20 protein-coding genes and 3 pseudogenes are annotated in these 23,373 nt (G+C 67.9%); 9 read left to right on the forward strand and 14 right to left on the reverse strand.

Annotation, left to right across the window (positions count from 1 at the left end):
• Positions 1-316: 316 nt before the first annotated feature.
• The 5 genes from OXR08_RS12845 to ubiM form a co-directional block, all read right to left on the reverse strand.
• Positions 317-847: a GNAT family N-acetyltransferase gene (locus OXR08_RS12845; RefSeq protein WP_267350378.1), complete on the reverse strand. Its 531-nt coding sequence runs from the start codon at positions 845-847 to the stop codon at positions 317-319.
• Positions 848-904: 57 nt separating this feature from the next.
• The gene (locus OXR08_RS12850; protein WP_267350380.1) at positions 905-2,416 is read right to left on the reverse strand and encodes an acetyl-CoA hydrolase/transferase family protein; all 1,512 of its coding nucleotides are present in this window, start codon (positions 2,414-2,416) and stop codon (positions 905-907) included.
• Between the two features lie 47 nt (positions 2,417-2,463).
• A complete protein-coding gene (gene adhP, locus OXR08_RS12855) occupies positions 2,464-3,495 on the reverse strand; it encodes an alcohol dehydrogenase AdhP (RefSeq protein WP_267350382.1) in 1,032 nt (343 codons plus the stop codon).
• A gap of 12 nt (positions 3,496-3,507) precedes the next feature.
• Complete coding sequence (locus OXR08_RS12860; RefSeq protein ID WP_267350384.1) at positions 3,508-4,326, reverse strand: sterol desaturase family protein; 819 nt, start codon at positions 4,324-4,326, stop codon at positions 3,508-3,510.
• Between the two features lie 143 nt (positions 4,327-4,469).
• Positions 4,470-5,639, reverse strand: a complete 1,170-nt coding sequence (ubiM, locus tag OXR08_RS12865) for a 5-demethoxyubiquinol-8 5-hydroxylase UbiM (protein ID WP_267350386.1) — start codon at positions 5,637-5,639, stop codon at positions 4,470-4,472.
• Here ubiM and OXR08_RS12870 point away from each other — a divergent pair.
• Positions 5,638-6,276 carry a hypothetical protein gene (locus OXR08_RS12870; protein WP_267350388.1) on the forward strand — a complete coding sequence of 213 codons (639 nt, stop codon included), beginning with the start codon at positions 5,638-5,640 and terminating at the stop codon, positions 6,274-6,276. The genes ubiM and OXR08_RS12870 overlap by 2 nt on opposite strands.
• 14 nt (positions 6,277-6,290) lie before the next feature.
• Here the strand turns inward: OXR08_RS12870 and OXR08_RS12875 are convergent, their stop codons facing one another.
• Genes OXR08_RS12875 through OXR08_RS12890 form a run of 4 tightly spaced genes read right to left on the reverse strand, consistent with a single transcriptional unit; the run spans position 6,291 to position 9,896 of the window.
• Positions 6,291-7,061: a Crp/Fnr family transcriptional regulator gene (locus OXR08_RS12875; protein ID WP_346731907.1), complete on the reverse strand. Its 771-nt coding sequence runs from the start codon at positions 7,059-7,061 to the stop codon at positions 6,291-6,293.
• Positions 7,054-7,158, reverse strand: coding sequence for a cytochrome bd-I oxidase subunit CydX (cydX, locus tag OXR08_RS12880; protein ID WP_267350390.1), 105 nt, complete (start codon positions 7,156-7,158; stop codon positions 7,054-7,056). The genes OXR08_RS12875 and cydX overlap by 8 nt, the downstream gene beginning before the upstream one ends.
• Before the next feature lie 14 nt (positions 7,159-7,172).
• Positions 7,173-8,312 carry a cytochrome d ubiquinol oxidase subunit II gene (cydB, locus tag OXR08_RS12885; RefSeq protein ID WP_267350392.1) on the reverse strand — a complete coding sequence of 380 codons (1,140 nt, stop codon included), beginning with the start codon at positions 8,310-8,312 and terminating at the stop codon, positions 7,173-7,175.
• Positions 8,313-8,327: 15 nt separating this feature from the next.
• Positions 8,328-9,896, reverse strand: coding sequence for a cytochrome ubiquinol oxidase subunit I (locus OXR08_RS12890; protein ID WP_267350394.1), 1,569 nt, complete (start codon positions 9,894-9,896; stop codon positions 8,328-8,330).
• A gap of 119 nt (positions 9,897-10,015) precedes the next feature.
• Here OXR08_RS12890 and cydD point away from each other — a divergent pair, with 119 nt between their 5' ends.
• Genes cydD through OXR08_RS12905 form a run of 3 tightly spaced genes read left to right on the forward strand, consistent with a single transcriptional unit; the run spans position 10,016 to position 14,212 of the window.
• Positions 10,016-11,647 (forward strand): thiol reductant ABC exporter subunit CydD, encoded by a 1,632-nt coding sequence (gene cydD, locus OXR08_RS12895; RefSeq protein ID WP_267350396.1) that lies wholly within the window; start codon positions 10,016-10,018, stop codon positions 11,645-11,647.
• Positions 11,644-13,245 (forward strand): ATP-binding cassette domain-containing protein, encoded by a 1,602-nt coding sequence (locus OXR08_RS12900; protein ID WP_267350398.1) that lies wholly within the window; start codon positions 11,644-11,646, stop codon positions 13,243-13,245. The genes cydD and OXR08_RS12900 overlap by 4 nt, the downstream gene beginning before the upstream one ends.
• A gap of 16 nt (positions 13,246-13,261) precedes the next feature.
• Entirely contained in the window at positions 13,262-14,212 is a 951-nt protein-coding gene (locus OXR08_RS12905) for a L,D-transpeptidase (RefSeq protein WP_267350400.1), read from the forward strand.
• Between the two features lie 5 nt (positions 14,213-14,217).
• Here OXR08_RS12905 and OXR08_RS12910 read toward each other — a convergent pair whose 3' ends face one another.
• Positions 14,218-14,907 (reverse strand): Crp/Fnr family transcriptional regulator, encoded by a 690-nt coding sequence (locus OXR08_RS12910; RefSeq protein ID WP_267350402.1) that lies wholly within the window; start codon positions 14,905-14,907, stop codon positions 14,218-14,220.
• The gene (locus OXR08_RS12915) at positions 14,897-16,219 is read right to left on the reverse strand and encodes a radical SAM protein (RefSeq protein ID WP_267350404.1); all 1,323 of its coding nucleotides are present in this window, start codon (positions 16,217-16,219) and stop codon (positions 14,897-14,899) included. The genes OXR08_RS12910 and OXR08_RS12915 overlap by 11 nt, the downstream gene beginning before the upstream one ends.
• Before the next feature lie 128 nt (positions 16,220-16,347).
• Here OXR08_RS12915 and OXR08_RS12920 point away from each other — a divergent pair, with 128 nt between their 5' ends.
• A complete protein-coding gene (locus OXR08_RS12920; protein WP_267350407.1) occupies positions 16,348-17,043 on the forward strand; it encodes an OmpW family outer membrane protein in 696 nt (231 codons plus the stop codon).
• Positions 17,044-17,572: 529 nt separating this feature from the next.
• Here OXR08_RS12920 and OXR08_RS12925 read toward each other — a convergent pair.
• Positions 17,573-18,289, reverse strand: a pseudogene (locus OXR08_RS12925) (IS6 family transposase).
• A 59-nt stretch (positions 18,290-18,348) separates the two neighbouring features.
• Between OXR08_RS12925 and OXR08_RS12930 the strand changes: the two are divergent.
• A pseudogene (locus OXR08_RS12930) lies at positions 18,349-18,450 on the forward strand (IS5/IS1182 family transposase); the annotation flags it as partial.
• A gap of 492 nt (positions 18,451-18,942) precedes the next feature.
• Here OXR08_RS12930 and OXR08_RS12935 read toward each other — a convergent pair.
• Positions 18,943-19,315: pseudogene (locus OXR08_RS12935) on the reverse strand (transposase); the annotation flags it as partial.
• A gap of 292 nt (positions 19,316-19,607) precedes the next feature.
• Positions 19,608-20,078 (reverse strand): cupin domain-containing protein, encoded by a 471-nt coding sequence (locus tag OXR08_RS12940; RefSeq protein ID WP_205411628.1) that lies wholly within the window; start codon positions 20,076-20,078, stop codon positions 19,608-19,610.
• A gap of 149 nt (positions 20,079-20,227) precedes the next feature.
• Here OXR08_RS12940 and OXR08_RS12945 point away from each other — a divergent pair, with 149 nt between their 5' ends.
• The 3 genes from OXR08_RS12945 to OXR08_RS12955 form a co-directional block, all read left to right on the forward strand.
• On the forward strand, positions 20,228-21,427 hold the full coding sequence (locus OXR08_RS12945; RefSeq protein ID WP_112382948.1) for an AAA family ATPase: 1,200 nt from the start codon (positions 20,228-20,230) through the stop codon (positions 21,425-21,427).
• Between the two features lie 50 nt (positions 21,428-21,477).
• The gene (locus tag OXR08_RS12950; RefSeq protein WP_112382949.1) at positions 21,478-22,524 is read left to right on the forward strand and encodes a ParB/RepB/Spo0J family partition protein; all 1,047 of its coding nucleotides are present in this window, start codon (positions 21,478-21,480) and stop codon (positions 22,522-22,524) included.
• A gap of 22 nt (positions 22,525-22,546) precedes the next feature.
• Positions 22,547-23,373 (forward strand): replication initiator protein A (locus OXR08_RS12955; RefSeq protein WP_267350410.1); only part of this gene is annotated, 827 nt, incomplete at its 3' end.

The following is a 23,373-nucleotide window of genomic DNA, read 5'->3' on the forward strand; positions in this document are numbered from 1 at the left end:
AGCCGTCCGGCAGCTATCGGGCGCCTGAACGCGGATGGCTGCCGTTCGTTACGGACTTGGTCCCGCGAGAACCATCCCGTTTCAATTTTTCACATTCTCAGTATCAATTGGGACGTTTCACGCCAGATTTCGGATACGTGACTTCTGCCAGTCCGTAGCATCGCAGCATTGCGCAACGGCGGTGTCAAACGTTAGCCTCTGCTCGACCAAGGCGGTGCGATCGGTCTGCACCACCTCCGAAGTTGAAGGGCGAGCGCAATTCTAATGCCTTGGCTCCGCTGAACACAAAGGAGGCATCATGCCCCGGTTCGCATCGTCATTCGGACGCAACGTCGTGCAGCGTTTTGCGAACCAGCACCACCGTGCTGTCTCCTTCCACGGCGACCCGCTCGAAAGCGAGATCGCGCTCGACCGCGAGCGCACCGCTGTTGGCGCGGTCCTCCAGCGCCTCGATGGTGCGGTAACCCTGGCCGCGGGCCCGGCCGACCAGATAGTCGAGCAGCGTCCAACCGATACCGAGGCCCTTGCGATCGCGGCGGATCGCTATCGCCGCTTCCGCGCGCTCCCCGGCAGCATCGCCCGCCAGCATCGCAGTGGCGAGCAGCACCCCGGCATCATCCGCGACGACGAGGTTCTCCGCGCGCGGATCGTCGCCCCGCGTCATCTCGACCAGCCGGTCGTGGCTGACGGCGGGCACGGTCGACAGGAACCGGAAGCGCAGATCCTCGGGCGTGACGTTGGCGAAAAACTGGGCGAGTGCGGGCTCGTCCGCGCCAGTCGCGGCGCGCACATGAAGGCGCACACCGGAGCGGGTCACGAGAAGGTCGGCGGGGTCGGTGATGGTCATGGCGGTCTCCCTTGCCGGAACCCTCGGCCCGCCGACGTGCCTCGGCATTGACCGCGATCAAGCCGGCAGCATCGTCCCCGTCTCCATGAAGCGCCGGTGCCACGACAGGGCCTCGCCCGGCAGCGAAGGCGAGTGCAGGCCGTACGCGCCGCCGCCGGCGCGGGCGGCATAGTCGGCGAGCAGCGGACGATAGTCCGGATGCGCGCAGCGTTCGATCACCAGCGCGGCGCGCTGCCGCGGACTGAGGCCGCGAAGGTCGGCGAGCCCCTGCTCGGTGACGATCACCTGCACGTCCTGCATGATGTGATCGACGTGGCTCGCCTGCGGCACGATCGCGGAAATCCTGCCGCCCTTGGCGGTCGAGGGCGTCATGAAGATCGACACATAGGCGTTGCGCGCGAAATCGCCCGACCCGCCGATGCCGTTCTGGATGCGCGAGCCCATTACCAGCGTGGAGTTGACGTTGCCGTAGATGTCGGCCTCGATCAGGCCGTTCATCGCGATGCAGCCGAGCCGGCGCACCAGCTCGGGATGATTGCTGATCTCCTGCGGGCGCAGGATCATGCGGTTGGCGTAGCGCGTCATGTCGGCGTTCAGTCGCTCCGCCGCCGCAGGGCTGAGCGAGAAGGCGGTGGCCGACGCCATGCGGAGCTTGCCGGCATCGAGCAGATCGAGCATCCCGTCCTGGATCACCTCGGTGTACGCGGTCATCGGCTCGAACGGTGCATCGACCAGCCCGGACAGCACCGCATTGGCGATGTTGCCCACCCCCGACTGGATCGGCAGCAGCGAGGCGGGCAGCCGGCCGCGCTGCACCTCGTGGCTGAGGAATTCGATGATGTGGCCGGCGATTGCCAGCGCGGTCGCGTCGGGTGCGGCGAACGGCAGGTTGCGATCGGGCGCGTCCGTTTCGATGATCGCGACGATCTTGTCCGGATCGCAGGCGAGATAGGGGCTGCCGATCCGGTCGTCGGGCCTCACCAGCGGAATCGGCACGCGATCGGGCGGCAGGCGGGTGCCGTAGTAGATGTCGTGCATGCCCTCCAGCGCCGGGTTCTGCCAGCGATTGACCTCCAGGATCACGCGTTCGGCCCGGTCGAGCCATGTCTTGTTGTTGCCGACGGACGAGGACGGGATCAGCGATCCGTCCGCGCGGATGCCGGTGACCTCGACCAGAGCGGTGCCGAGCGTGCCGATCACCCCTTCCCACGCCATCGGCGCAACCTGGCTCAGGTGCATGTCCAGATAGTCGATCTCGCCGCGATTGATCTTCTCCCGCGCGACCGGGTCGGACGAATAGGGAAGCCGCTGCGCGATGCCGTTCACCGCCGCGAGCGCGCCGTCGAGTTCCGGCCCGGTCGAAGCGCCGGTCCACAGGTTGACGCGGAACGGGCGCCCGGCGGCGCGCTCGGCCGTCATGCGCCGCGCCAGCGCCTGGGGTACCGCCTTGGGATAGCCCGCCCCGGTGAAACCGCTGGTGGCCAGCGTCTCGCCGGGACGGATCAGTGCCGCGGCGGTATCGGCATCGGTGATGCGGGCGCGCAGGGCCGCATTGGCGATGCGGCTCATTCGCGGTCTGGGGACGGCCGGAGCCACCGGCCCCCGTCCTTGAGACGTCACGCAACCAGATCCATGACGACCCGACCCTCGATCTGCCCCATGCGCATCCGTTCGAACACGTCGTTCACCTCCTCCAGGCGTGCCGTGGAGACGGTCGCCTTCACCTTGCCGTGAGCGGCGAAGTCAAGAGATTCCTGCAGATCGAGTCGGGTGCCGACGATCGATCCGCGCACGGTGATGCCGTTCAGCACCAGCCCGAAGATGTTGAGCGGGAAATCGCCCGGCGGCAGCCCGTTGAGCGCCAGCGTGCCGCCGCGCGCCATCATGCCGACCGCCTGCTCGAACGCCTTCTCGCTGACCGCGGTGACCAGCGCGCCCTGCACGCCGCCGCCTGTCTCGCGCTTGATGACCTCGGCCGGATCGTCATGGCTCGCATTGACGGTGATGGTGGCGCCGAGCCGGCGGGCGAGATCGAGCTTGGCATCGTCGACGTCGACCGCTGCCACGTTCAGCCCCATTGCGACGGCATATTGCACCGCCATGTGCCCGAGCCCGCCGATGCCGGAAATGGCCACGGTGTCGCCGGGCTTGGTGTCGGTCACCTTCAGGCCCTTGTAAACCGTGACCCCCGCGCACAGCACCGGCGCGATGTCGATGAACGACACGCTGTCGGGCAGGTGGCCGACATAGTTCGGGTCGGCGAGCACGTATTCGGCGAAACCGCCGTTGACCGAATAGCCGGTGTTGAGTTGGCCCTCGCACAGCGTTTCCCACCCGCCCATGCAGTGAGTGCAGTGGCCGCAGGCGGTGTAGAGCCAGGGCACGCCGACGCGGTCGCCCTCCCTGACGTGCTTTACGCCCCTGCCGACTGCAGAGACGAAGCCGACGCCCTCGTGCCCCGGAATGAACGGCGGATTGGGTTTCACCGGCCAGTCGCCCTCTGCGGCGTGAAGATCGGTGTGACACACGCCCGATGCCTGGATCGCCACCTGGATCATGCCGTCGGTCACCTCCGGCACCGGCACCTCGTCGATGGTCAGCGGCTTGCCGAACTCGCGCACGACGGCGGCTTTCATGGTCTTGGCCATGGGATGTTCCTTTCAGCGGGTCTGGGAAGGCGGGACGTCAGAAGGCGAGCTTCTGGGCGAGTGGCTGTCGGAGAATTCTCGGTCTGCTGATGGTGATCCGGCATCATGCGAGAGTCCTCGCGCGGCAGGGAAGGAACGTCCTCTGCTCGGCGGACGCGCGGGCGCAAGCGATCGCGCCGCCACCCACGGATAGGCGCGCGCGGTCGCCTTGTCATAGCCCAGGTTGAACACGGTGGCGCTCTTCGCCGGCCGCTCCGCGCGGGTGTAGAACGTGCCGAACAGGTGATCCCACAAGGAATTGGTGATGCCGAAGTTGCCGCGCTCGTCGTGGAAATGGTGCTCCATGTGGCGCTTCTTCATCGCTGCGAGCCACGGCTGGCGCGGCTTCCAGCCGAGGTGCTGGACGCAGTGGGCGAATTCGTAGAAGCAGGTGCAGAGCAGCCCTGTCGCGAACCCCGCAAGTGCGCCGCCGGTGCCACCGATCAGCCAGCCGGGCAGCGCCGCCACGACCAGCAGCATCGGCAAGGTTGTGTGCAGCGCGCCGAACAGCAACTCCAGCCGGTCCGGGTCCATGTGATGATCGTAATGGATGCGCTTCCACAGCGCAGCCAGCATCGGCACCTTGAACATCCAGCGGCTGTGCAGCACCCAGCGATGCAACACGTACCACACCAGCGGACAGGCGAGCGCGACGATCAGCACGATCGCGAGCGTCGGCACGGGCGGCGCTGGATTGCTGACGAAGCCGGCCGCGCAGAGCATGGCGAGCGCCAGATAGGCGATCACCGCGTAATGGGTGAAATAGGCGCGCACGAGATCGCGCAGGCCCATCCGGCCGAGATGGTGCGTCCGCTGCCAGTAGCGGTTTGCGGCAGGTGTGTTCATGCAAAGCTACCCCAATGTCGCCGGTGCCGCTCCTCTGGCACGATGCGGCACGGCTCAATTTGACCGCCGTCAAACTGCGCGCCGGCGCCTCAGTGCTGCATGAGGAAGTGGGAGACGGTGGCACGTACCGGGGCCAGTCGCGCTGCGGCGTGCAGCAGCGCCGGGCGCGCCATTTGGGCGGCGACGCGGTCGTCGGTGTAGAGCCGAACGATCGCGTCGGTTGCGGCGAACAGCGGGCCCGCGGCGAGCCGGTGCCCGGCCTCGTAGCGGCGCAAGAGCAGCGGCGCGGCGATGTTCCGGCGCCGCGCTGCCGCCTGGCGGACTAGGATCGCCAGCGATGCGGCGCTGCGCAGGCCCAGGTTGAAGCCGTGCGCCGTCACCGGGTGCATGCCGACGGCCGCGTCACCGATCAGCGCCGCGCGCGTGGCGGCGAAATGCGTGCTCCACACGGTCGCGAGCGGATAGACGTGCGGCGTGTCGAGCAGGCGCAGCGGGCCGAGCCGGTGCGCCGTCCGGCGGGTCAACTCGCGTGCCAGCGCGTCGGCGTCCAGCGCCGCAATGCGCGCGATCGCGTCCTCCGGCAGGGTCAGCACGGCCGAGGTTCGGCGCCCGTTCAGCGGCAGCAGCGCGACCGTTTGGCCATGACCGAACCATTCCAGTGCGACTCCCTCGTGATCGAGCGGGTGTGATACGCGGGCGACCAGCATCGACCGGCCGAGCCGGCGGATCCGCGCCGCGATGCCGAGCCGTTCGCGCACCGCCGAAAAGCGCGAATCTGCGGCGACCAGCAAGGCTCCCCGGATCGTATCTCCGCCCGAAAGCCGCACGCGGACACCGCCCTCGTCGGTGGCGACGCCGGAGACACCCTGCCCGGTAAGCATGGTGAGATCATCGTCGTGCCCGATCGCGGCATGCAGGGCGCGCCGCAGACGGTGGTTCGATACGAGATGGCCCAGCCGGTCCACCGCGGCGCCCTGCGCATCGAAGCTGAGCGCGAACGACGATCCGCCATCCACCACGCGCGCCGCGCGAAGCGGGGCGACCGCCGACGGATCGATGCGCTGCCAGGCGCCCAGCATGCGCAGCGTCTCCGCCGAGCGATGCGTCAGCGCGATCTCGCGTCCGTCGTCCGTCGGATCGGCCAGGCTCGCGCGGGTCTGGCGCTCGACCACGGCGACGCGAAGCCCGCTGCCAGCCAGCCCCCTCACGAAGGCCAGTCCGGCCGGGCCGCCGCCCGCCACAATCACGTCATAGGTCATGGCGGCCATCCTGAAGCAGGCGGGCGCTCCCCGCTTTGACGGCGGTCAATGCAGTACCGGGCACAACGTTTCACGGAAGCGGTCGAAGGAGACCGCGATGGAGCACGATCGGTTCGAAGGCAGCGTGGTGCCGTTCTCGCGCCGCTGGCATGTGATCCAGGAGATCGACCTTGTTCGCCTGATCGGCGCTCACCATCGACGCGCGGCGCTGTGCGACCGGCTGGAGGCTGTGGCCGATGCGCTGCCCACGCTTCCCACGCCCGAGGAGGCGGCGGCGCTGTGCGAGGAACTGGTCGATACGGTCATGCGCGACGAGTGCGACGAGTTGCCGTATCTAGAGAAGATGTTGCTTCGGGGACCCGACGCATTGGCCGATGCGCTGCTCGACCACCTCCGTCTGCGCCAGTCGTCTGATGCGGCGATGGCGCAGGAGCTGATCGCCGCACTGCGTCCGGAGGCGGAGGAACACCGGCCGGCAGCCGACGCGCTCGCTTATCTGCTGCGGGGTCTGTTCAGCGGATGTCGCCGCGCGATCGATTACGAGCAGCTGGCGATCATGGCGCTCGCCGGTGACAGATTGACCGCCTCAGCCCGGATGCTGTTGGTGAAGGCCATCGCGAGCCGCGCCGTCGCCTGAGCCACGGGCGGCACTCAGGCCGCCTCCGCCTGCGCCGCAAGCGCATCGCGGTCGCTGATCGTCACCGCCCTCCCGCCGGGCAGGCGGATGACGCCGGTGGTCTTCATCCTGGTGAGTTGGCGGCTGACTGTCTCGATCGTCATGCCCAGCACGTCGGCGATCTGACCGCGGGTGAGCGGCAGGTCGAAGGTGATCGGTCCGCCGGGCGCGGCGCGGCAGCCGGCATCGCCCGCACGCGCCGCCATGTCGAGCAGGAAGCCGGCGATCTTCTCGCCTGCCGACTTGCGCGCCAGCACAAGCATGCGCCCGCGCGCCTCGTTGAGCGACTCGAAGGTGCGCTGGAGCAGCAGCCGCTCCATTCGCTGATGGTCCTCCAGCACCCGCTCGAACGCGGCGCGGGGGAAAACGCACAGCTCGGCGTCGGTCAGCGCGACGATGGTGAAGTCGGTCTGGCCGGCGTACGGCGTGCCGAAGAAGTCGGCCGGATAGAGCAGCCCGACGATCTGTTCGCGCCCGTCCACGGTGGCCGCGACGAGCTTCAGCACGCCCGAGAGCAGGTTGCCGCAGATCACCGCCTCGTCGCCGGCCCATGCCACCGTCTGGCCGCGCTGGACGAGCCGGCGCTGGCCGATCGCGTTCAGCGCCTTCAGTTCGCGATCGTCGAGGCTGCCGCACAGCGCGCGGTCGCGCACTGCGCAATCGGCGCAGATGTCGGTCAGGGCCATGCCGCGCCAATAATCGAAACGGGGGCGAATGTCGCCCCCGTCGTAAGATGGATCAGCCATCCTCCTCGATCGGCAGATGGAACTCGTGCCAGATGCCGTTGAGGATGCCGAAGCCGACCGCCAGGCCGAGCCCGAGAACCCAGGCGAAATACCACATGATTGGTGCTCCCGTCAGTAGAAGTCAGGGTTGGTGCGCACGGCGTCGCTGGTCACCCTGCCGAACATCACCTTGTACGCCCAGGCGGTATAGGCGAGCACGATCGGCAGGAAGACGACCGTGACGAACAGCATGACTCCCAGTGTCTTGTGCGTCGACGAGGCGTTCCACACCGTGAGGCTGGAATGCGCGTCGATGCTGCTGGGCAGGATGAAGGGGAACATCGAGCAGCCGACCGTGGCGATGATCCCGGTCGCCGAAAGCGACGACCCGGCGAAGGCCGCCCATTCGGTGCCGCGGCGGATGCCGATCAGCGCCAGCGCCGCCCCGGCGAAGCCCAGCGCCGGCGCCAGCATCATCCATGGAGATGCCGCGAAGTTCGCCAGCCATGCGCCCGCCACTTGCTCGGTGGTGGTGCGCAGCGGATTGGACGGCCCCGCGGCGTCCACCGTGCCGACGATGCGATAGCCGATGTCGCCCCATGCCACGAAGGCGAAGCCGGCGGCGAACAGCACGATGGAGGCGATCCCGGCGACGGTGCCGAACGCCCGTGCCCGGTCGTGCACCGCGCCGCGCTCCACCTTGATCGCCAGCCAGGCCGCACCGTGCAGCACCAGCATCGCGACTGACAGCAGCCCGCACAGCAGCGTGAAGGGCGTGAACAGCCCCAGCAGCCCGCCCTCGTAGAAGGCGCGCAGGTCGCCATCGAGCCGGAAGGGCGCGCCCGCCAGCACGTTGCCGACCGCCACGCCGAACACCAGCGCCGGCACGAACCCGCCGACGAACAGCGCCCAGTCCCACCGCGTCCGCCACGCCGCGTCGGGCCGCTTGGAGCGGTATTTGAACCCCACCGGGCGCAGGATCAGTGCGCTGAGCACCAGGAACATCGCCAGGTAAAAGCCCGAGAAGCTGACCGCGTAGACGAACGGCCAGGCCGCGAAGATCGCGCCTCCGCCGAGGATGAACCACACTTGGTTCCCCTCCCACGTCGGCCCGATCGAGTTGATGACCATGCGGCGCTCGGCGTCGTCGCGCGCGACGAACGGCAGCAGCGCCGCCACACCCAGATCGAACCCGTCGGTGAGCGCGAAGCCGATCAACAGCACGCCCATCAGCGCCCACCAGATCAGGCGCAACATCTCATAATCGAACATGTCCTGTCCCTTCTGTCAGGCGGTGACGGGAATGGCGGCGGGGATCGGGCCCGGCGCGGGCTGGTCGTTCCGTTCCTCCGGGCCGTGGGCGATGGCGGCGAGGATCAGGCGCACCTCGATCACCGCCAGCGCGCCGTACAGCGCGGTGAAGCCCGCGATGGTTATCCAGATCGCCTCGCGGCTGAGCGAGCTGGCGGCAAGGAACGTCGGCAGCACGCCTTCGATCGCCCAGGGCTGGCGCCCCAGCTCGGCGACGATCCAGCCGAGTTCGATCGCGATCCACGGCAGCGGGATCGCCGCCACCGCCAGCTTCAGGAACCAGCGCGCGTCCATGTGCATCCGCAGTGAGCACAGTGCGAACGCGACCGCGAACAGTGCGATCATGGCAAAGCCGATCGCCGCCATCACCCGGAAGCCCCAGAACATCAGCGGCACGCTGGGCACCGTGTCCCATGCGGCGGCACTGATCTGCTGCGGCGTGGCCGTGCGCGGGTCCGCCATCCGCCGCTTGAGTAGCAGCGCATAGCCGAGGTCGCGCTTGTGCGCCTCGAACTGCGCACGGGCACCGGTGTCGGCTGGATTGACCTTCAGCTTCTCGACCGCGTCATAGGCGACGACGCCCGAGGCGATGCGCTCCTGCGCCTTCAGCACCAGTTCGGACATGCCCGTCACCGTGCCGTCCAGGCTGCGGGTGGCGATCAGGCCGAGTGCCCAGGGGATCTGCACCTCGTATCGGGTCGTGCGCGCCACCGTGTCCGGCATGCCGAACAGGGTAAGGCCGGCGGGCGCGGCCTCGGTATGCCAGGCCGCCTCGATCGCGGCGAGCTTCATCTTCTGGTTGTCGGTGAGCGCATAGCCGCTTTCGTCGCCGAGCACGACCACCGACAGCGAGGATGCCAGGCCGAATGCGGCGGCGACCGTCATCGAGCGGCGGGCGATCGGCACGAAGCGCCCTTTCAGCAGCCAGAAGGCGGACACGCCCAGCACCAGCACGCTGGCGCAGACATAGCCCGCGCTGACGGTGTGGACGAATTTCGCCTGCGCGATCGGATTGAACAGCACGGCACCGAAGTCGCTCACCTCCATCCGCATCGTGTCCGGATTGAAGGTCGCGCCCACCGGGTTCTGCATCCAGCCGTTGGCGATCAGGATCCACAGCGCCGACAGGTTGGTGCCCAGCGCCACCATAAAGGTGACGATCAGGTGCCCCAGCTTCGACAGGCGATCCCAGCCGAAGAACATCAGCCCCACGAACGTCGCCTCCAGGAAGAAGGCCATCAGCCCCTCGATCGCGAGCGGCGCGCCGAAGATGTCGCCGACATAGTGCGAGAAGTAGGACCAGTTGGTGCCAAACTGAAATTCCATCGTCAGCCCGGTAGCGACACCGAGCACGAAGTTGATTCCGAAGATCTTGCCCCAGAAGCGCGTCGTCACCCGCCACGCCGGGCGGTTCGTCATGACGTACACCGATTCCATGATGACGAGCATGAACGACAGGCCGAGCGTCAGCGGCACGAACAGGAAATGGTAGAGTGCGGTCAGCGCGAATTGCAGCCGCGACAGGTCGACGACCCCCGGATCCATTGCGAGTCTCCTTGAACAGGGGCCACCCGGTCCCTCCACAGCCGGCTAGGCTCGGGCGGGGGGCACAACATTGACGGCGGTCAAAGACGCGCAGGCCACGCCGGACGACGAACCGTCCCATGACGACGATGACGCTCGACGCCGCGAGGGCGCGAACATCCTGGCTGCAAAAGGCGGGCGGGCGGCGGCGTGCGCCGGGGCTGCTGCTGCTGCTGGACACGGGAGCGGCGATCGCCTTCGCGGCGGCGCTCGCCGGCGGGGTGACGGCGGTGCCGGAGGGCGCTGCGGCGGTGCTTCCCTGGGCGCTGCTGGCGGCCGGCGCGGGCGCGGCGCGCGGCGTGCTGGTGATGGCGGCGACGCGGCTGGGGGCGAACGCCGCCGCAGCCGTGAAAAGCCACCGCCGTGACGGCGTGGTGCGGTCGGCGCTCGGGCGCGAGGCGGGGCGGCCGCTCGACAGCGGCGGGCTGGCCAGCCAGGCGGTGGATGCCGTGGAAGCGCTGGACGGCTGGGTCGCGCGCTTCCTGCCCGCGCGGCAGGCGGCAACGGTGGCGCCGCTGATCGTGCTCGCCGCCACCGCGTGCGCCAGCTGGTTCGCGGCGCTGATCCTGCTGGGCACGCTGCTGCCGTTCGTATTCGCGATGATCCTGGCGGGCGGTGCCGCGGCCGACGAATCGCGCCGCCAGTTCCTCGCGCTCGCGCAGCTGTCCGGGCGGTTCGCGGACCGGGTTCGGACGCTGCCGGCGGTGCTCGCCTTCCGCGCCGAGGAGCGCGAGGCGGCGGCGATCGGCGCGGCGGCGGAGGAACTGGCCGCGCGAACCATGCGTGTCCTGCGCGTTGCGTTCCTCTCGTCCGCCGCGCTGGAGTTCTTCGCCGCGCTGTCGGTGGCATTAGTGGCGGTCTATTGCGGCTTTTCGCTGCTGGGGCTGCTGCCGGTGCGCGTGCCCGGGACCCTGACGCTGGGCGAGGCGTTCTTCGTGCTGGCGCTGGCGCCCGAATTTTACGTGCCGATGCGCCGGCTCGCGGCGGCCTATCACGACAAGCAGGCGGCGGGAACCGCCGCCGACGTGCTGATGGCGATCCCGGCACCGGCGGTCGTCACGCCGGCCCCCGTGGTCACGCCGTCGCTGGCTTTCCACGACGTCACCATCCGCTACCCCGATTGCGACCGCGCAGCCGTGTCGGGGCTGAGCTTCGCGGTCGCGCCCGGCGAGACGGTGGCACTGCTCGGCCCGTCGGGCAGCGGCAAGACCAGCGTGCTGCACCTGCTGCTGGGCCTGGCGCCGCTGTCGGGCGGGTCGGTCGAGGTGGGCGGCGCGCCGCTGGTATCGCTGGCGGGGCACTCAGGCTGGGCCGGGCAGCACCCGCTGCTGATCGCGGGCACGCTGCGCGAGAACCTCCTGCTCGCCAACCCGGCCGCCGATGGCGCGGCGGTGCGCGCGGCGGTGACCGCGGCCGGCCTCGGCCCGCTGCTCGCGCGGCGGGGTCGTGGGCTGGACACCGTGATCGACGCACGCGGCAGTGGCCTTTCGGGCGGCGAGCGGCGGCGCCTTTCGCTCGCCCGCGCGCTACTCCGGTCGGCACCTTTCCTGCTGCTCGACGAGCCGACCGCGCATCTCGATGCGGACGCGGAGGCCGGGCTGATCGCCACCATCGCGCGGGCCGCGCGCGGGCGCACGACGCTGATCTCGACGCACAGCGCGGCGCTGGCCGCAATCGCGACTCAGATCATCCATCTGGGAGACGCGGCATGACGCTTGCCGATCTGCTCGCCACCGAACGTCATGCCGAGCGGCGCCGGCTTCGCCAGGCGGCGCTGTGCGCGGGGCTGGTCGCGGTGGCCTCGGTGCTGCTGCTCGGCCTGTCAGGCTGGTTCATCACCGCCGCCGGGATCGCCGGTGCCACCGGGCTCGCCGCGGCGCAGGCGTTCAACTACATGCTGCCCTCGGCCGGAATCCGGCTGTTGGCGATCGTCCGCACTGGGGCGCGCTACGGCGAGCGGCTGGCCGGCCACGCCGCGGCGCTGGGCGCGCTGGCGCGGCTGCGGCCGGCGCTGTTCCGCGCGATCGCCGCCTCGCCACCGACCGACGCCCTCGCGCTGGGCCGCGGCGAGGCGACCGCGCGGCTGATCGGCGACATCGACGCGGTCGAACTGCGGTTCGTGCGCCGCTCCGGGCGCTGGGGCGTCGTTGCGGCGCTGGCGGCGGGCGGTGCGCTGACTGCATTGGGCGGCTGGGCGCCGATGCTCGCGACCGTCGCTTGCGCCATCGCCGCGCTGCTCGCGGGCGCATGGCTGGCGCGCCGGTTGGTGGCGCCGGGCGTGGCGGTGCAGCGGGCGGCGGGCGCGCTGCGCGAGCACGTCACCGCGATCGGCTCGGCGGCCGCGGAACTGCGGTGCTTCGCGCTGGAGGACTGGGCGGCGGCGCGCGTGACGGCGGCGGGTGACGACCTCGCCGCAGCACAGCGCGCGCACGCCGCGGCGACCGCGCGGTTCGATCTACTGCATGCCGCCAGCGTCGCCACCGCGGCGGCGATGGCACTGCTGCTCTCGACGCCCGCGGGCGCCCCCGTCGCGGCGCTGGCGGCGCTCGCCGCTGCGATGACCGTCGATGCGATCGGCCCGGTGCTGCGCGCGCTCGCCGAGCGCGGGCGGCTGGGCGAGGCGGAGCGGCGGCTGGAGGGGCTGTTCGGGCTCGCCGCGCCCAGGACCGGGCAGGGCAGCGCCGCCGACGCGACGCTGGTCCTTGAAGGGCGGCGCTTCCGGCCCGGCGCGCGGGTGGCGCTGACCGGCGCCTCGGGCGCCGGCAAGACGACGCTGCTCGAGGGCATGCTCGGCCTGCGCCCGATCGCGGCCGGACGGGCGATCCTGGGAGGACGGGATCTTGCCGCGTCCGGGCCGGCGTTCCGCGTCGCCTTTGCCTGGGCGCCGCAGGACGCCGCCCTGCTTGCGGGCACGGTGCGGGACAACTTGCACCTGGCCGCCCCACAGGCGGACGAGGCGGCGTTGTGGCGCGCGCTGTCCGATGCGGCGCTCGACGATGTCGTGCGGGCGCTGTCGCAGGGCCTGGACACCTGGCTGGGGGAAGATGGCGTGCGCCTGTCGGGCGGCGAGCGGCGGCGGCTCGCGCTCGCCCGCGCCTATCTGGCCGATGCGCCGTGGCTGCTGCTCGACGAGCCCGGCGAAGGGCTGGACGCGGCCAGCGAGGCGCTGGTCGCGGCGCGGCTGTCGGCGCGGCTCGCCCGCACCGGGCAGGGCGTCGTCCTGGTCAGCCACCGCCCCGCCCTGCTTGCGATATGCGATCGGCGGCTCGCGCTCGATGGCACGGCGGCGTATCTTCCGATCGCCGCCTGAAGGGGAATTTCTCACCGTGGATCGCCGCCTCGTCCTGACCCTGCTCCTTGCCGCCCCGGCCGCGGCGCTTGCCCAGCGCATCCCACTCGAAGCGGGGCCGATCGAGCGGCTGAAGCCCGGCAAATATCTTTGGGCGCCGCAGATCGCGCCGGACGGCCCGGTGACGATGATCGTCAGCCTCGCGACCCAGCGCACCTACGTCTATCGCAACGGCGTGCCGATCGGCGTGTCGACGGTGTCGACCGGCAGCAAGGGCCATGAAACGCCCACCGGCGTCTTCACGATCCTGCAGAAGGAGGTGGACCACCACTCCAACCTCTACGCCAACGCGCCCATGCCGTTCATGCAGCGGCTGACCTGGGACGGGATCGCGCTGCACGCCGGCAAGCTGCCCGGCTATCCGGCGAGCCACGGCTGCGTCCGCCTGCCGCTCGCCTTCGCGAAGCTGCTGTACGGGGTGACCCGACCCGGCCTGACGGTGGTTATCACCGACGACGCGCTGGCGCCGGAAGTCGCGCCGGGCGCAACGCGGTCCGCCCCCGAGCTGGCCGGAGATGCGCAGGCTCAGGCCTATAGCTGGCGTCCGGAACGAGCGCCTTCGGGGCCGGTGTCGATCGTGGTCAGCGGGCAGGAGCAGCGGCTTGTGGTGCTGCGAAACGGCGTCGAGATCGGCGCCACGCCCGTCGCGCTGGACGCGCCGGTGACGACCACCGCGGCCTATACGCTGCGCGCGATCGACGCGGAGGGGCTGCACTGGACGCGGCTGCCGCTGCCGGGCCTCGACACGGCCGTCGGCGAGGAAATCGGCGACAGCGAGCGGACGCGCGGGCGGGTTCCCGAGGCGTTCGAACGGGCGGTGCGCGGCGTCTTGCGCCCCGGCGCCACGCTGCTGGTCACGCGGCAGTCGCTGGCGAGCAGCGGCACCGGCACCCGGCTGCGGCTGATCGAGGTGCAGCCGCCGCGCTGACCCGCTCAGCCCGAGCGGCGCGCCAGCGCGACCCGATCGAGCAGGCGGATGCCGCGCAACCCCGACAGCGCGATCAGGCCGTCGTCCCGGAAGCCGGTGATGTGGCGGCTGACCGTCTCGATCGCCAGGCCGAGTGCCTCCGCCATCGCGCCGCGCGACAGCGGCAGGACGAACGGCCGGTCGCCGGAGACTTCCGCGCGATATGCCATGTCGAGCAGAAAGGCGGCGACGCGCGCCTCGGCCCGCGCATGGGCCAGCATCGGCAAGGCACGCCGCGCCGCGGTCAGCGTCGCCAGCGTGCGGCGCAGCAGGAGGCGCTCGGCGGCGGGATGTTGTTCCAGCGTCCGCGCCAGTGCCTCACGCGGATAGATGCACAGGTCCGCCTCGGTCAGCGCGGCGATGGTGTCCGTCGCGCGTGTGTCGAACGGGTCGCCCGCGAAATCGCCGGGGAACAGCAGGCCGACGATCTGCGTGCGCCCGTCGGCTTCTTGCCGAGCGACCTTCAGCAGGCCCGACACAAGATTGCCGCAGACGATCGCAGGATCGCCCGCCCAGGTCAGCACCTGCCCCGCCGACAACACCCGCCGCCGACCGATCGCGTGCAGCGCGGCGAGCTCGCGGTCGGCAAGCCCAGCGCAAAGCGCACGGTTGCGCGCCGCGCAGGCGGCACAGCGCGCTGGCGCCTCAGACGGCATTGCTGAACCGCGCCATGTCCTCGCCGCGATAGCTGTCGAGCGCGGCGGCGATCGAGCGCGCATAGGGCAAGGCGTCGCCTGACAGCACGATGCGACTGCCGTGCCAGGTGACCAGGTCCAGCGCCTCGAACGGCGCCAGCCGCTCGGCGATCCGGCCGCGCTCCGGCACGTCGGCGAGGTCGGCGGCGCCCGCGCACAGGATCGCCTCGATCGCGCGCCCGCGCACCTGGTCCTGAACGGTCCGCCGGACACCCCGCGCGGTGGCGAACCGTCCGCCGGCGATCGCGGCATGCCAGCGGCCGGCGTTCTTCTCGTTCTGCAGCAGGCGGTTCGGGAACTGGCTGATCGCACTGGCGCCAACTCCGATCAGCACCTGCGCCTGATCCTCGGTGAAGCCCTGGAAGTTGCGGCGCAGCCGTTCCGTCTCGGCCGCCTGTGCCAGCGGGTCGCCCGGCAGCGCGAAGTGATCGAAGCCGATCGGGCGGTATCCCGCGTCGGTCAGCCGCCGGTGCGCGCGTCGCGCCTGGTCGAAGCGGGCGCACACATCCGGCAGCGCGTGGGCATCGATTTGCCGCTGGCGTGGGATCAGGCCCGGCACATGAGCATAGCCGAAGATCGACATCCGCTCGGGCGCCAGCGCAAGGGCGGAGTCGAGCGTTGCCGAAAGCATCGCCTCGTTCTGTCCGGGCAAGCCATACATCAGGTCGAAGTTGAGCGATGACACCCCCGCCTGCCGCAGCAGAGCGGTGGCGCGCGCGATGCCCTCCCCCGGCTGCACCCGCCCGATCGCGGCCTGCAGCACCGGATCGAAGGTCTGCACGCCCAAGCTGGCATGCGTCACGCGCGCGGCAGCAAGCGCCTCGGCCCAATCCTCCGCCAGCCCGCGCGGGTCTAGCTCCACCGAGCGGACGGCGGTGCCGGCGGCGAAGGCGTCGTCGATGTGGCGCATCAATGCCGTGAACGCCTGCGGCGGGATCGCGTTGGGACTGCCGCCGCCGAACGCGACCCGCTCGATCCGGCCGCGCCCACCCAGCCGCGCCGCGATCAGGTCCAGCTCGTCTTGCAGCCGCGCGAGATAGGCGTCGAGCCGCGAGGCACGACCGGCTGCGGCGGTGTTGCACCCGCAATACCAGCAGATCGAGCGACAGAACGGGATGTGCACGTAGAGCGACACGGCGGTGCCGGGCGCCACCGGGTCGAGCGCCCTCGCCATGTCGACAGAATCGACCGCGTCGGTGAACTCCGCCGCGGTGGGATAGCTGGTGTAGCGCGGCACGGCGCGCGCGAGCAGGTGCGGGTGAAAGGTCCACATGCGAACGGTGATGCGCGAGGCCTGACGGCGTGCCTTTGACTCCGGTCAAATTACGGTTTGTTCGCGGTCAAGGCCGTGGCGCTGGCCGGCTCCTAAGCGGGGATAGACCTCGAACAAGGAGCACCTGCATGAACGTCCCCGTCAAAGCCGCCCTCGCGACGCTCGCGCTGGTAACCGCCGTCCCCGCGCTGGCCCAGACGGCGGACTCGGCGGAGGGGCGCACCGGCATTCGTGCCGGCGACGTCCTGCTGCGCGCCCGCGCGATCCTGGTCGCGCCGAACGAGCGGTCCGGCAGCATCCTGCCCGCCTTCCCCGGCGAGAAGGTCAAGGTGAACAACAGCGTCATGCCCGAAGTGGACGTGACCTACATGGCGACCGACACGATCGGCTTCGAGCTGATCGCCTCCACCACCAAGCACAGCGCCAGCGGCAGGTCCGGCACCACCGGCGGCATCGGCAAGCTCGCCTCCACCTGGGTGCTGCCGCCGACGCTGACCGCGCAGTACCATTTCGCGCCGACCGCGAAGGTGCGGCCCTACGTGGGTGCCGGGATCAACTACACGGTCTTCTGGAACGAGAAGGCCTCGAACGGTCTGGAGAACGCCGTCGGACGGACGCGCGTCCACATGAAGGACAGCGTCGGCTGGGCCGCGCAGGCCGGCATCGACGTGGACCTGACCAGCCGCGTGTTCCTGAACCTCGACGTCAAGTACATCGACATCGACACCACCGCCCGTCTCTCCACCACGGCGGCCGGCACGCAGCGGGTGAAGGTGAGCCTGGACCCCCTGGTGTTCGGAATCGGGTTGGGGGTGCGCCTGTAGGTTCTTTGCAAGAGCCACATGATCCAAGGGGTGCGAACTTGTGCCGCCGTGAGGATCCCCGGCTTCTCCATCCGCCTGGATCTCGGGTTAGGGCTCATGGGGCACAGAAGATGATGATGGCTGTGAGGCGATGCCGGATAAGAAGGTGAGTGCGTACCGGCCGCAGCAGGGCGACGTAGAGACTACAACGGAGGTGCGGCCGGATAGCGCCATCGGCAACAAGCCACCGATATCGCTGGTGAACCGGTCAGCAACACATGGCCTGCCGCTGCCGGCCAGTCTTCCCAATGCGCCAGCTGATCCGCATTCCCGAAACCTGTTCCCGATTCCGTCGCCCTGAACGAATCATTGGGCATGACGAACCGGGCCTTATTCAAGTTGCCCCGGACGGCTGGCTTCGAAATGGCGAGCCGGTCTTGCGAATATCCTCCTCGTCCAGGCCGCCCGACCGGTATGAGATCGGCGGGTGCTGTCAGTCTAAAGCGAACTGCTCTCCACATGATGCACGTCAGTCTTTGAAGGCTGCAGCCTAGCTGACAAGCACCTGCCACTCCGCCAGCGCGGCGGAGCGTCGCTCCCGGTAGGTTTGCCGGTCGGTGAGGTGGCGTTCCAGGTTGAAGTGGTTGTGGACGTTGGCATGGACAGTGGCGAACTTCTGGAGCGTCTTCATCTACCGGAACCGCAGCATCGCCCGCTCTCGTCGTCGGAACGGCAGGTGGCTGTTCTCCACCCGGTTGTTTGCCCAGCGGCCCACCTCCTGCCGGTCGCGGCAGCCCAGTTCGTCCATTGCAGCGCCGTAGCTACGCAGGCCATCGGTGGTAATCGCATGAGGCGAGCCGTGGCGCCTGAGCGCCTTCTTCATGAAGGCGAGCGCTGCTGTCTTGTCACGGGTCCTGGTGACGTAGCTCTCCAGCACCTCACCCTCGTGATCGACAGCCCGCCACAGGTAGACCATCTCGCCATTCAGCTTCACGTACATCTCATCCAGGTGCCAGCGCCAGTGTCGATAACCGCGCATCCGGTTCACCCGCTGGCGGCGGATGTCGCTGGCAAATAGCGGGCCAAACCTGTTCCACCACAGCCGCACCGTCTCGTGGCAGATGTCGATGCCGCGCTCGAACAGCAGGTCTTCCACGTTCCGCAGGCTGAGCGGAAAGCGCACATACATCAGCACCACCAGCCGGATCACCTCAGGCGAAGAGTTGAAGTAGCGGAACGGCGAGGCTGGTTTGCGCGGGCGAGGCATACCTCTGCCCTACCCTACCCGGCTCTCCCGAACAGCCGGTGCATTTGGTTTGACGGAGCCGCCTCAAGGACTGGCAGCGCATCGCTACCCGCTACGATCGCTGCCCAACCGCCTTCTTCTCGGCCATCACCCTCGCAGCCACCGTCATCTTCTGGCTATAATCAACGGGTCCTGACCCTAACACCCATATAATTACCATAAGATATAATTATTCATACTGCGTATCGCAGCTAATGGTGATAGGCAACTGATCGCCCTGTCGCTCCCGATAATCGTGACTCTGGTAGGAGACTAAGGCCGTGACCTTTTGCTCGGACCCGCGCTACTCTGGTAGAACGAGGCACGACAAGATGGACGAGACCATTGAAGTGGAACATCTATCCCTGCGACGTGCCAAGGGGCGGTGACGCTGTGCGCGGCCGCAGCGTCGTTCGATCCGGTCGCGATGCTTGTCGATGGTGGGTGGGATCATAACCTTTCAATTGTGTTTGAATGGCTCCCCTCAGCGATCCGGCCGCGCAACTCGGTGCTGGCGTAGCGCTTTATCGGAGAGACCGGTTCTGGCGGACTGACATGCCTCCGCGTGATAAGACCCATAGTGGTCTACCGGATGTGTCAGCGGGCATGTGGATCTTGGTCTTCAGTCCACCTCAGGAACGCCTCAGCACCTGATCCTCGCCCCCGCCTTTCCGGTCGCCGCCTGCCCACGATCGCGAACAATGCGGCTGTCGATCATCACATACTGGTTGTCGCGGTCCTTTGTCAGCGCCTCGAACATCCGTTCCCACATGCCGGCATGCCACCAGCGGCTGAAGCGCCGGTGCACCGTCTTCCGTTCGCCGTATCCCTCCGGCAGATCGCGCTAGGATACGTCGGAGCGCAACACCGACAGCCATCCAATTATGGCAGGCGGTTACCCGCACCCGTCCGGCCGGGATCAGCCACCTTACCCGGTACCAGCGACGCAATCCGCGACCATTGCGCCCCGTTCAACGCGTACCGCTTCGGCCCCCTCACGGACTTCATCCCCCTCACGCACTTCGTACCTCAACACGGATGCGTCTGAATCCAGCCTTCAGGTCGCCTGGGGATCAAGCGTTATCCGGCCTGGTGCGATCTGATCGAAAGTGGCGCTGCAAAGAGAGGCCGGCAGAGAGCCTGCGTGACTGATCCACGAGCGCTCCATCCACGCCATCGGAGTTCGACAAATCCGGACGCCGGACCGGCCATAGTATAAATCCGAAACCGGCGTTTTTACGACAATACCCTGATTGCGCTTCCCTAGCCAAACGCCGCATCCCCTGCGACATTCCGATATCTACCGACCGTCGACGCCATTTTCAGAAGGGGGCAGCTTCATACCCAGCAACACCAGCTTGCCGCCGGTGACGCCAAACCAATGCGGAACACCCGCCGGCATCAGGATAACATCACCAGGGCGCAGGTCACGCGTCGCACCCCCTTCGATCCGCCCGCCTTCCACCAACCCCGGTCTTGTCTCGCGGGCGTCGACCATCGTCCCTCCCGAGACCAGCGTACCGGCGCCTTCGATCACCACGGCATATTCGGCCTCGGTTGGATGCACCGCCGGCCGCCCGGGCGCCTTCCAATATTCGAGCGCAGCCACCGTCCGGCCGTCACGCAGCAGTGGTCGATAGTGAAACCCCTGCCCTTCCCGCATTTCGGCGGCCATCTGGGCTATCGCCGTGCGGATCTCCGCACTGTCCGCCATGGCGGCGGGAGGGCTGGCGCCTTGCGCGGCAGCGGCGATCAGCAACAGGGAGAGCATCGGCAATGTCCACCATCTTCTTGTTATCGCAGCAACCTGTGCCTCTCACCGCGTTTCACGACAAGGCCTGCCATGCGGCGCTTGTGCGTTTGAATGTTTTCCGTCATCAGTTTGCCAGATAATATTCAAAACAGGCTTGGGCAGCTATCATGCAATCAGTGGTGAACCAGATCGGCGATCTGGCCGGTGCCGGCGAGCGAATGATCGAGCGCCTGCGGCGTAAGGCGTTCCTGCCCGAGAGCCGCAAAGGACTCAACGTCCGCTTCGGCATAGCGGAGGCCGCGCATCTGCTCGGTTGTTCGACCAACCGCATTCGCATGGCGGAGGAAGATGGCCGCCTGCCCCCGGCACCTGCCTCTGAAAACGGGCGGCGGATCGGCTATAGCGTGCAGGAGCTCCTCCACATGCGTGACGTGCTGGGCGCTTCCCCGGTACGCGCTCCGCTCGATATTCCCGCCATCATCGCGGTACAGAATTTCAAGGGTGGCGTGGGCAAGTCGACGGTCACCACGCATCTTGCGCATTATTTCGCGGTGCAAGGATACCGCGTGCTGGTGGTCGATTGCGACAGCCAGGCGACGACCACGACCCTGTTCGGCTTCAATCCGCACTTCAATATCAAGCGGGACGAAACGCTTTATCCTTATCTGTCGATCGATCCGACGCAAACTGACCTCGCCTATGCGATCCGGCCGACACCCTGGCCCAATGTAGACCTGATCCCCTCCAATCTCGAACTTTTCGACGTCGAGTATGAACTTGCGGCGGCGGGCAGCGATGGCGGCTCGGTGTTGGCGGCGCGCTTCCGTAAGTTGAAGCGCGGCTTGTCGGAACTGGCCCGCAATTACGATGTGGTCCTGCTCGACCCACCGCCCGCGCTCGGCACCATCAGCCTGGCTGTCATGCAGGCGGCCAATGCCTTGCTCGTCCCCTTGGCAGCGACCACTCCCGATTTCTGTTCGACGGTGCAATTCCTGTCGATGATGGATCAGGTCCTCCATCAGCTCACCGATGCCGGGATTGAGGTGGATTACCAGTTCGTCCGGCTGATCTGCTCCAAATATGACGCGAATGACCCCAGCCATGCGATGGTACGCGCGATCATGGAACAGAGCTTCGGGCCGGCGCTGCTCCCGGTTCCGATCCTTGAATCCGCAGAGATCAGTCATGCGGCGATGCGCATGATGACGGTCTATGAACTCGACAAGCCGATCGGCACGCCCAAAACCCACAAGCGGTGCCGCGCCAATCTGGATGAGGCGATGCGGCAGGTCGAGCAACTCGTCCGCCAAAGCTGGGGCCGCGTCGAGGCGGCGAGCGAGGAGGCCGTCATCCATGCCGCGGCCTGACCGGTCTATGTTGCACATGTTCGTGATATGTTCTGATTTGAGGGTGTTCCATGGCGCGTAAGCAATCCGATTACCTCGCAGCGTTGCTGGCCGAGGATGAGGCGGTCGCCAATGTCGAACCGCCCCCTGCCCCTCCGGAACGTACTGTTGAACGCGCGCGCGGTACTACGTTGCTTGGCCGGGAGTCGGCGCTCGCCCGAGTGGCAAGTGGTGAGGTTCGCCAGGTAACGCAGTTGCTACTAGACCCCGCCCGCGTACGCATTTGGCCAGGTAATGCCCGCAGTTACGCGCATCTGTCAGAAGAAAACTGCCGCGAACTGATCGACTCATTGATCGCGGAGGGTGGTCAGAAAGTACCCGCGGTGGTGCGCCGGATCGACGGAGACCCGGAGCATGACTATGAGGTGATCGCCGGCACCCGTCGCCACTGGTCGGTTCGTTGGCTACGCGCGAACAGCTACCCGGATATGCAGTTTGTCGCTCAGGTCGCTAACCTGGACGACGAGGCCGCATTTCGGCTTGCCGATATCGAGAACCGTGCGCGCAAGGACGTGTCGGATCTCGAACGCGCGCGCAACTATGCGGAGGCGCTGCGAACGCATTATGGCAATCATCAGACCCGCATGGCGGAACGGCTGAAACTGTCGAAGGGCTGGCTTTCCAAGATGTTGAAAGTCGCCACGATCCCCGATGGTGTCGTTGCCGCCTTTGCCTCTCCCGCCGATATTCAATTGAAGCCCGCCTATGCTTTGGCCCAGTTGCTCGATACGCACCGCTTGCAGGTAACTGGTGTCGCGAAGCGGCTGGTCGAGGAGCAGGCCGATCGTCACCGGCGCGGGCTGATCCCATATGCCGCGGCAGAGGTGATGCGGCGCCTGATGGAAGCGCCGTCATTCGGCACCGTGACGGAACCGGTCGAGCGATATCGCTACACCAATGCATATGGCAGGACGATCTTGTCGCTCCAGTCTGAGAACCGTCAGGGGGTCACGATCCGCCTGCATGCCGGCTCCGGTGCCGATACTGAGACGGTCGTCGACGCGGTGCGCAATCTTCTCGACCATCTCGAGCGCAGCGGTCGCGGGATACATCAATGATGTTTCCCCGGGGAAACACGCCATGACGCGGGGGCAACGCAGGGAAGGATCGTCGGAGCAATTCGACATGTTCCTCCCCTATCTGGCCGACATGCCGCTGCGCGATCAGCGCGAGATGATGGAGCGGCCGTTCTTCAGCCTCGCCAAGTCCAAACGCGTGAAGCCGATCGATTACCGCTCGCCGGACGGCAAATTGTGGGTTCATGTCTCCGCCAATCCCGATTATGGCATGGCGACGATCTGGGATGCCGACATCCTGATCTATTGCGCCAGTATGCTCGCAGACATGGCGAGGCGCGGCATCAACGACGTCCCGCGCAAGCTGCATCTGATGCCCTATGACCTGTTGCGCGCCATTGGCCGGCAGCCGACCGGACGCGCCTATGAACTGCTTGGACAGGCCCTGGACCGGCTGGTCGCCACGACGGTCAAGACCAATATCCGCGCCGAAAATCGCCGTGAGGCCACGTTCAGTTGGCTCGATGGCTGGACGCAGTTGGTCGATGAAAAAACCGAGCGGTCGCGCGGCATGACCATCGAGCTCTCCAACTGGTTCTGGGAGGGCGTGATGATGACGGGCGGCGTCCTGTCTATCGACCGCGCTTATTTCGACATTTCCGGCGGTCGTGAGCGATGGCTCTACAAGGTTGCCCGCAAGCATGCCGGAGGAGCAGGCGAGGCGGGATTCGCCATCTCCATGCCGACCTTGTTCGAGAAATCGGGCGCAGAGGGGCAATATCGTCGCTTCAAGTTCGAGATCGCGCGAATTGCCGACCGCAACGAGCTGCCCGGCTACGCGCTGACGATCGAACAGGTGGAGGGCAAGCGCGAACCGAATCTGCGCATGCG

Source organism: Sphingomonas sp. GM_Shp_2 (assembly GCF_026540875.1).
Lineage (GTDB): Bacteria > Pseudomonadota > Alphaproteobacteria > Sphingomonadales > Sphingomonadaceae > Sphingomonas > Sphingomonas carotinifaciens.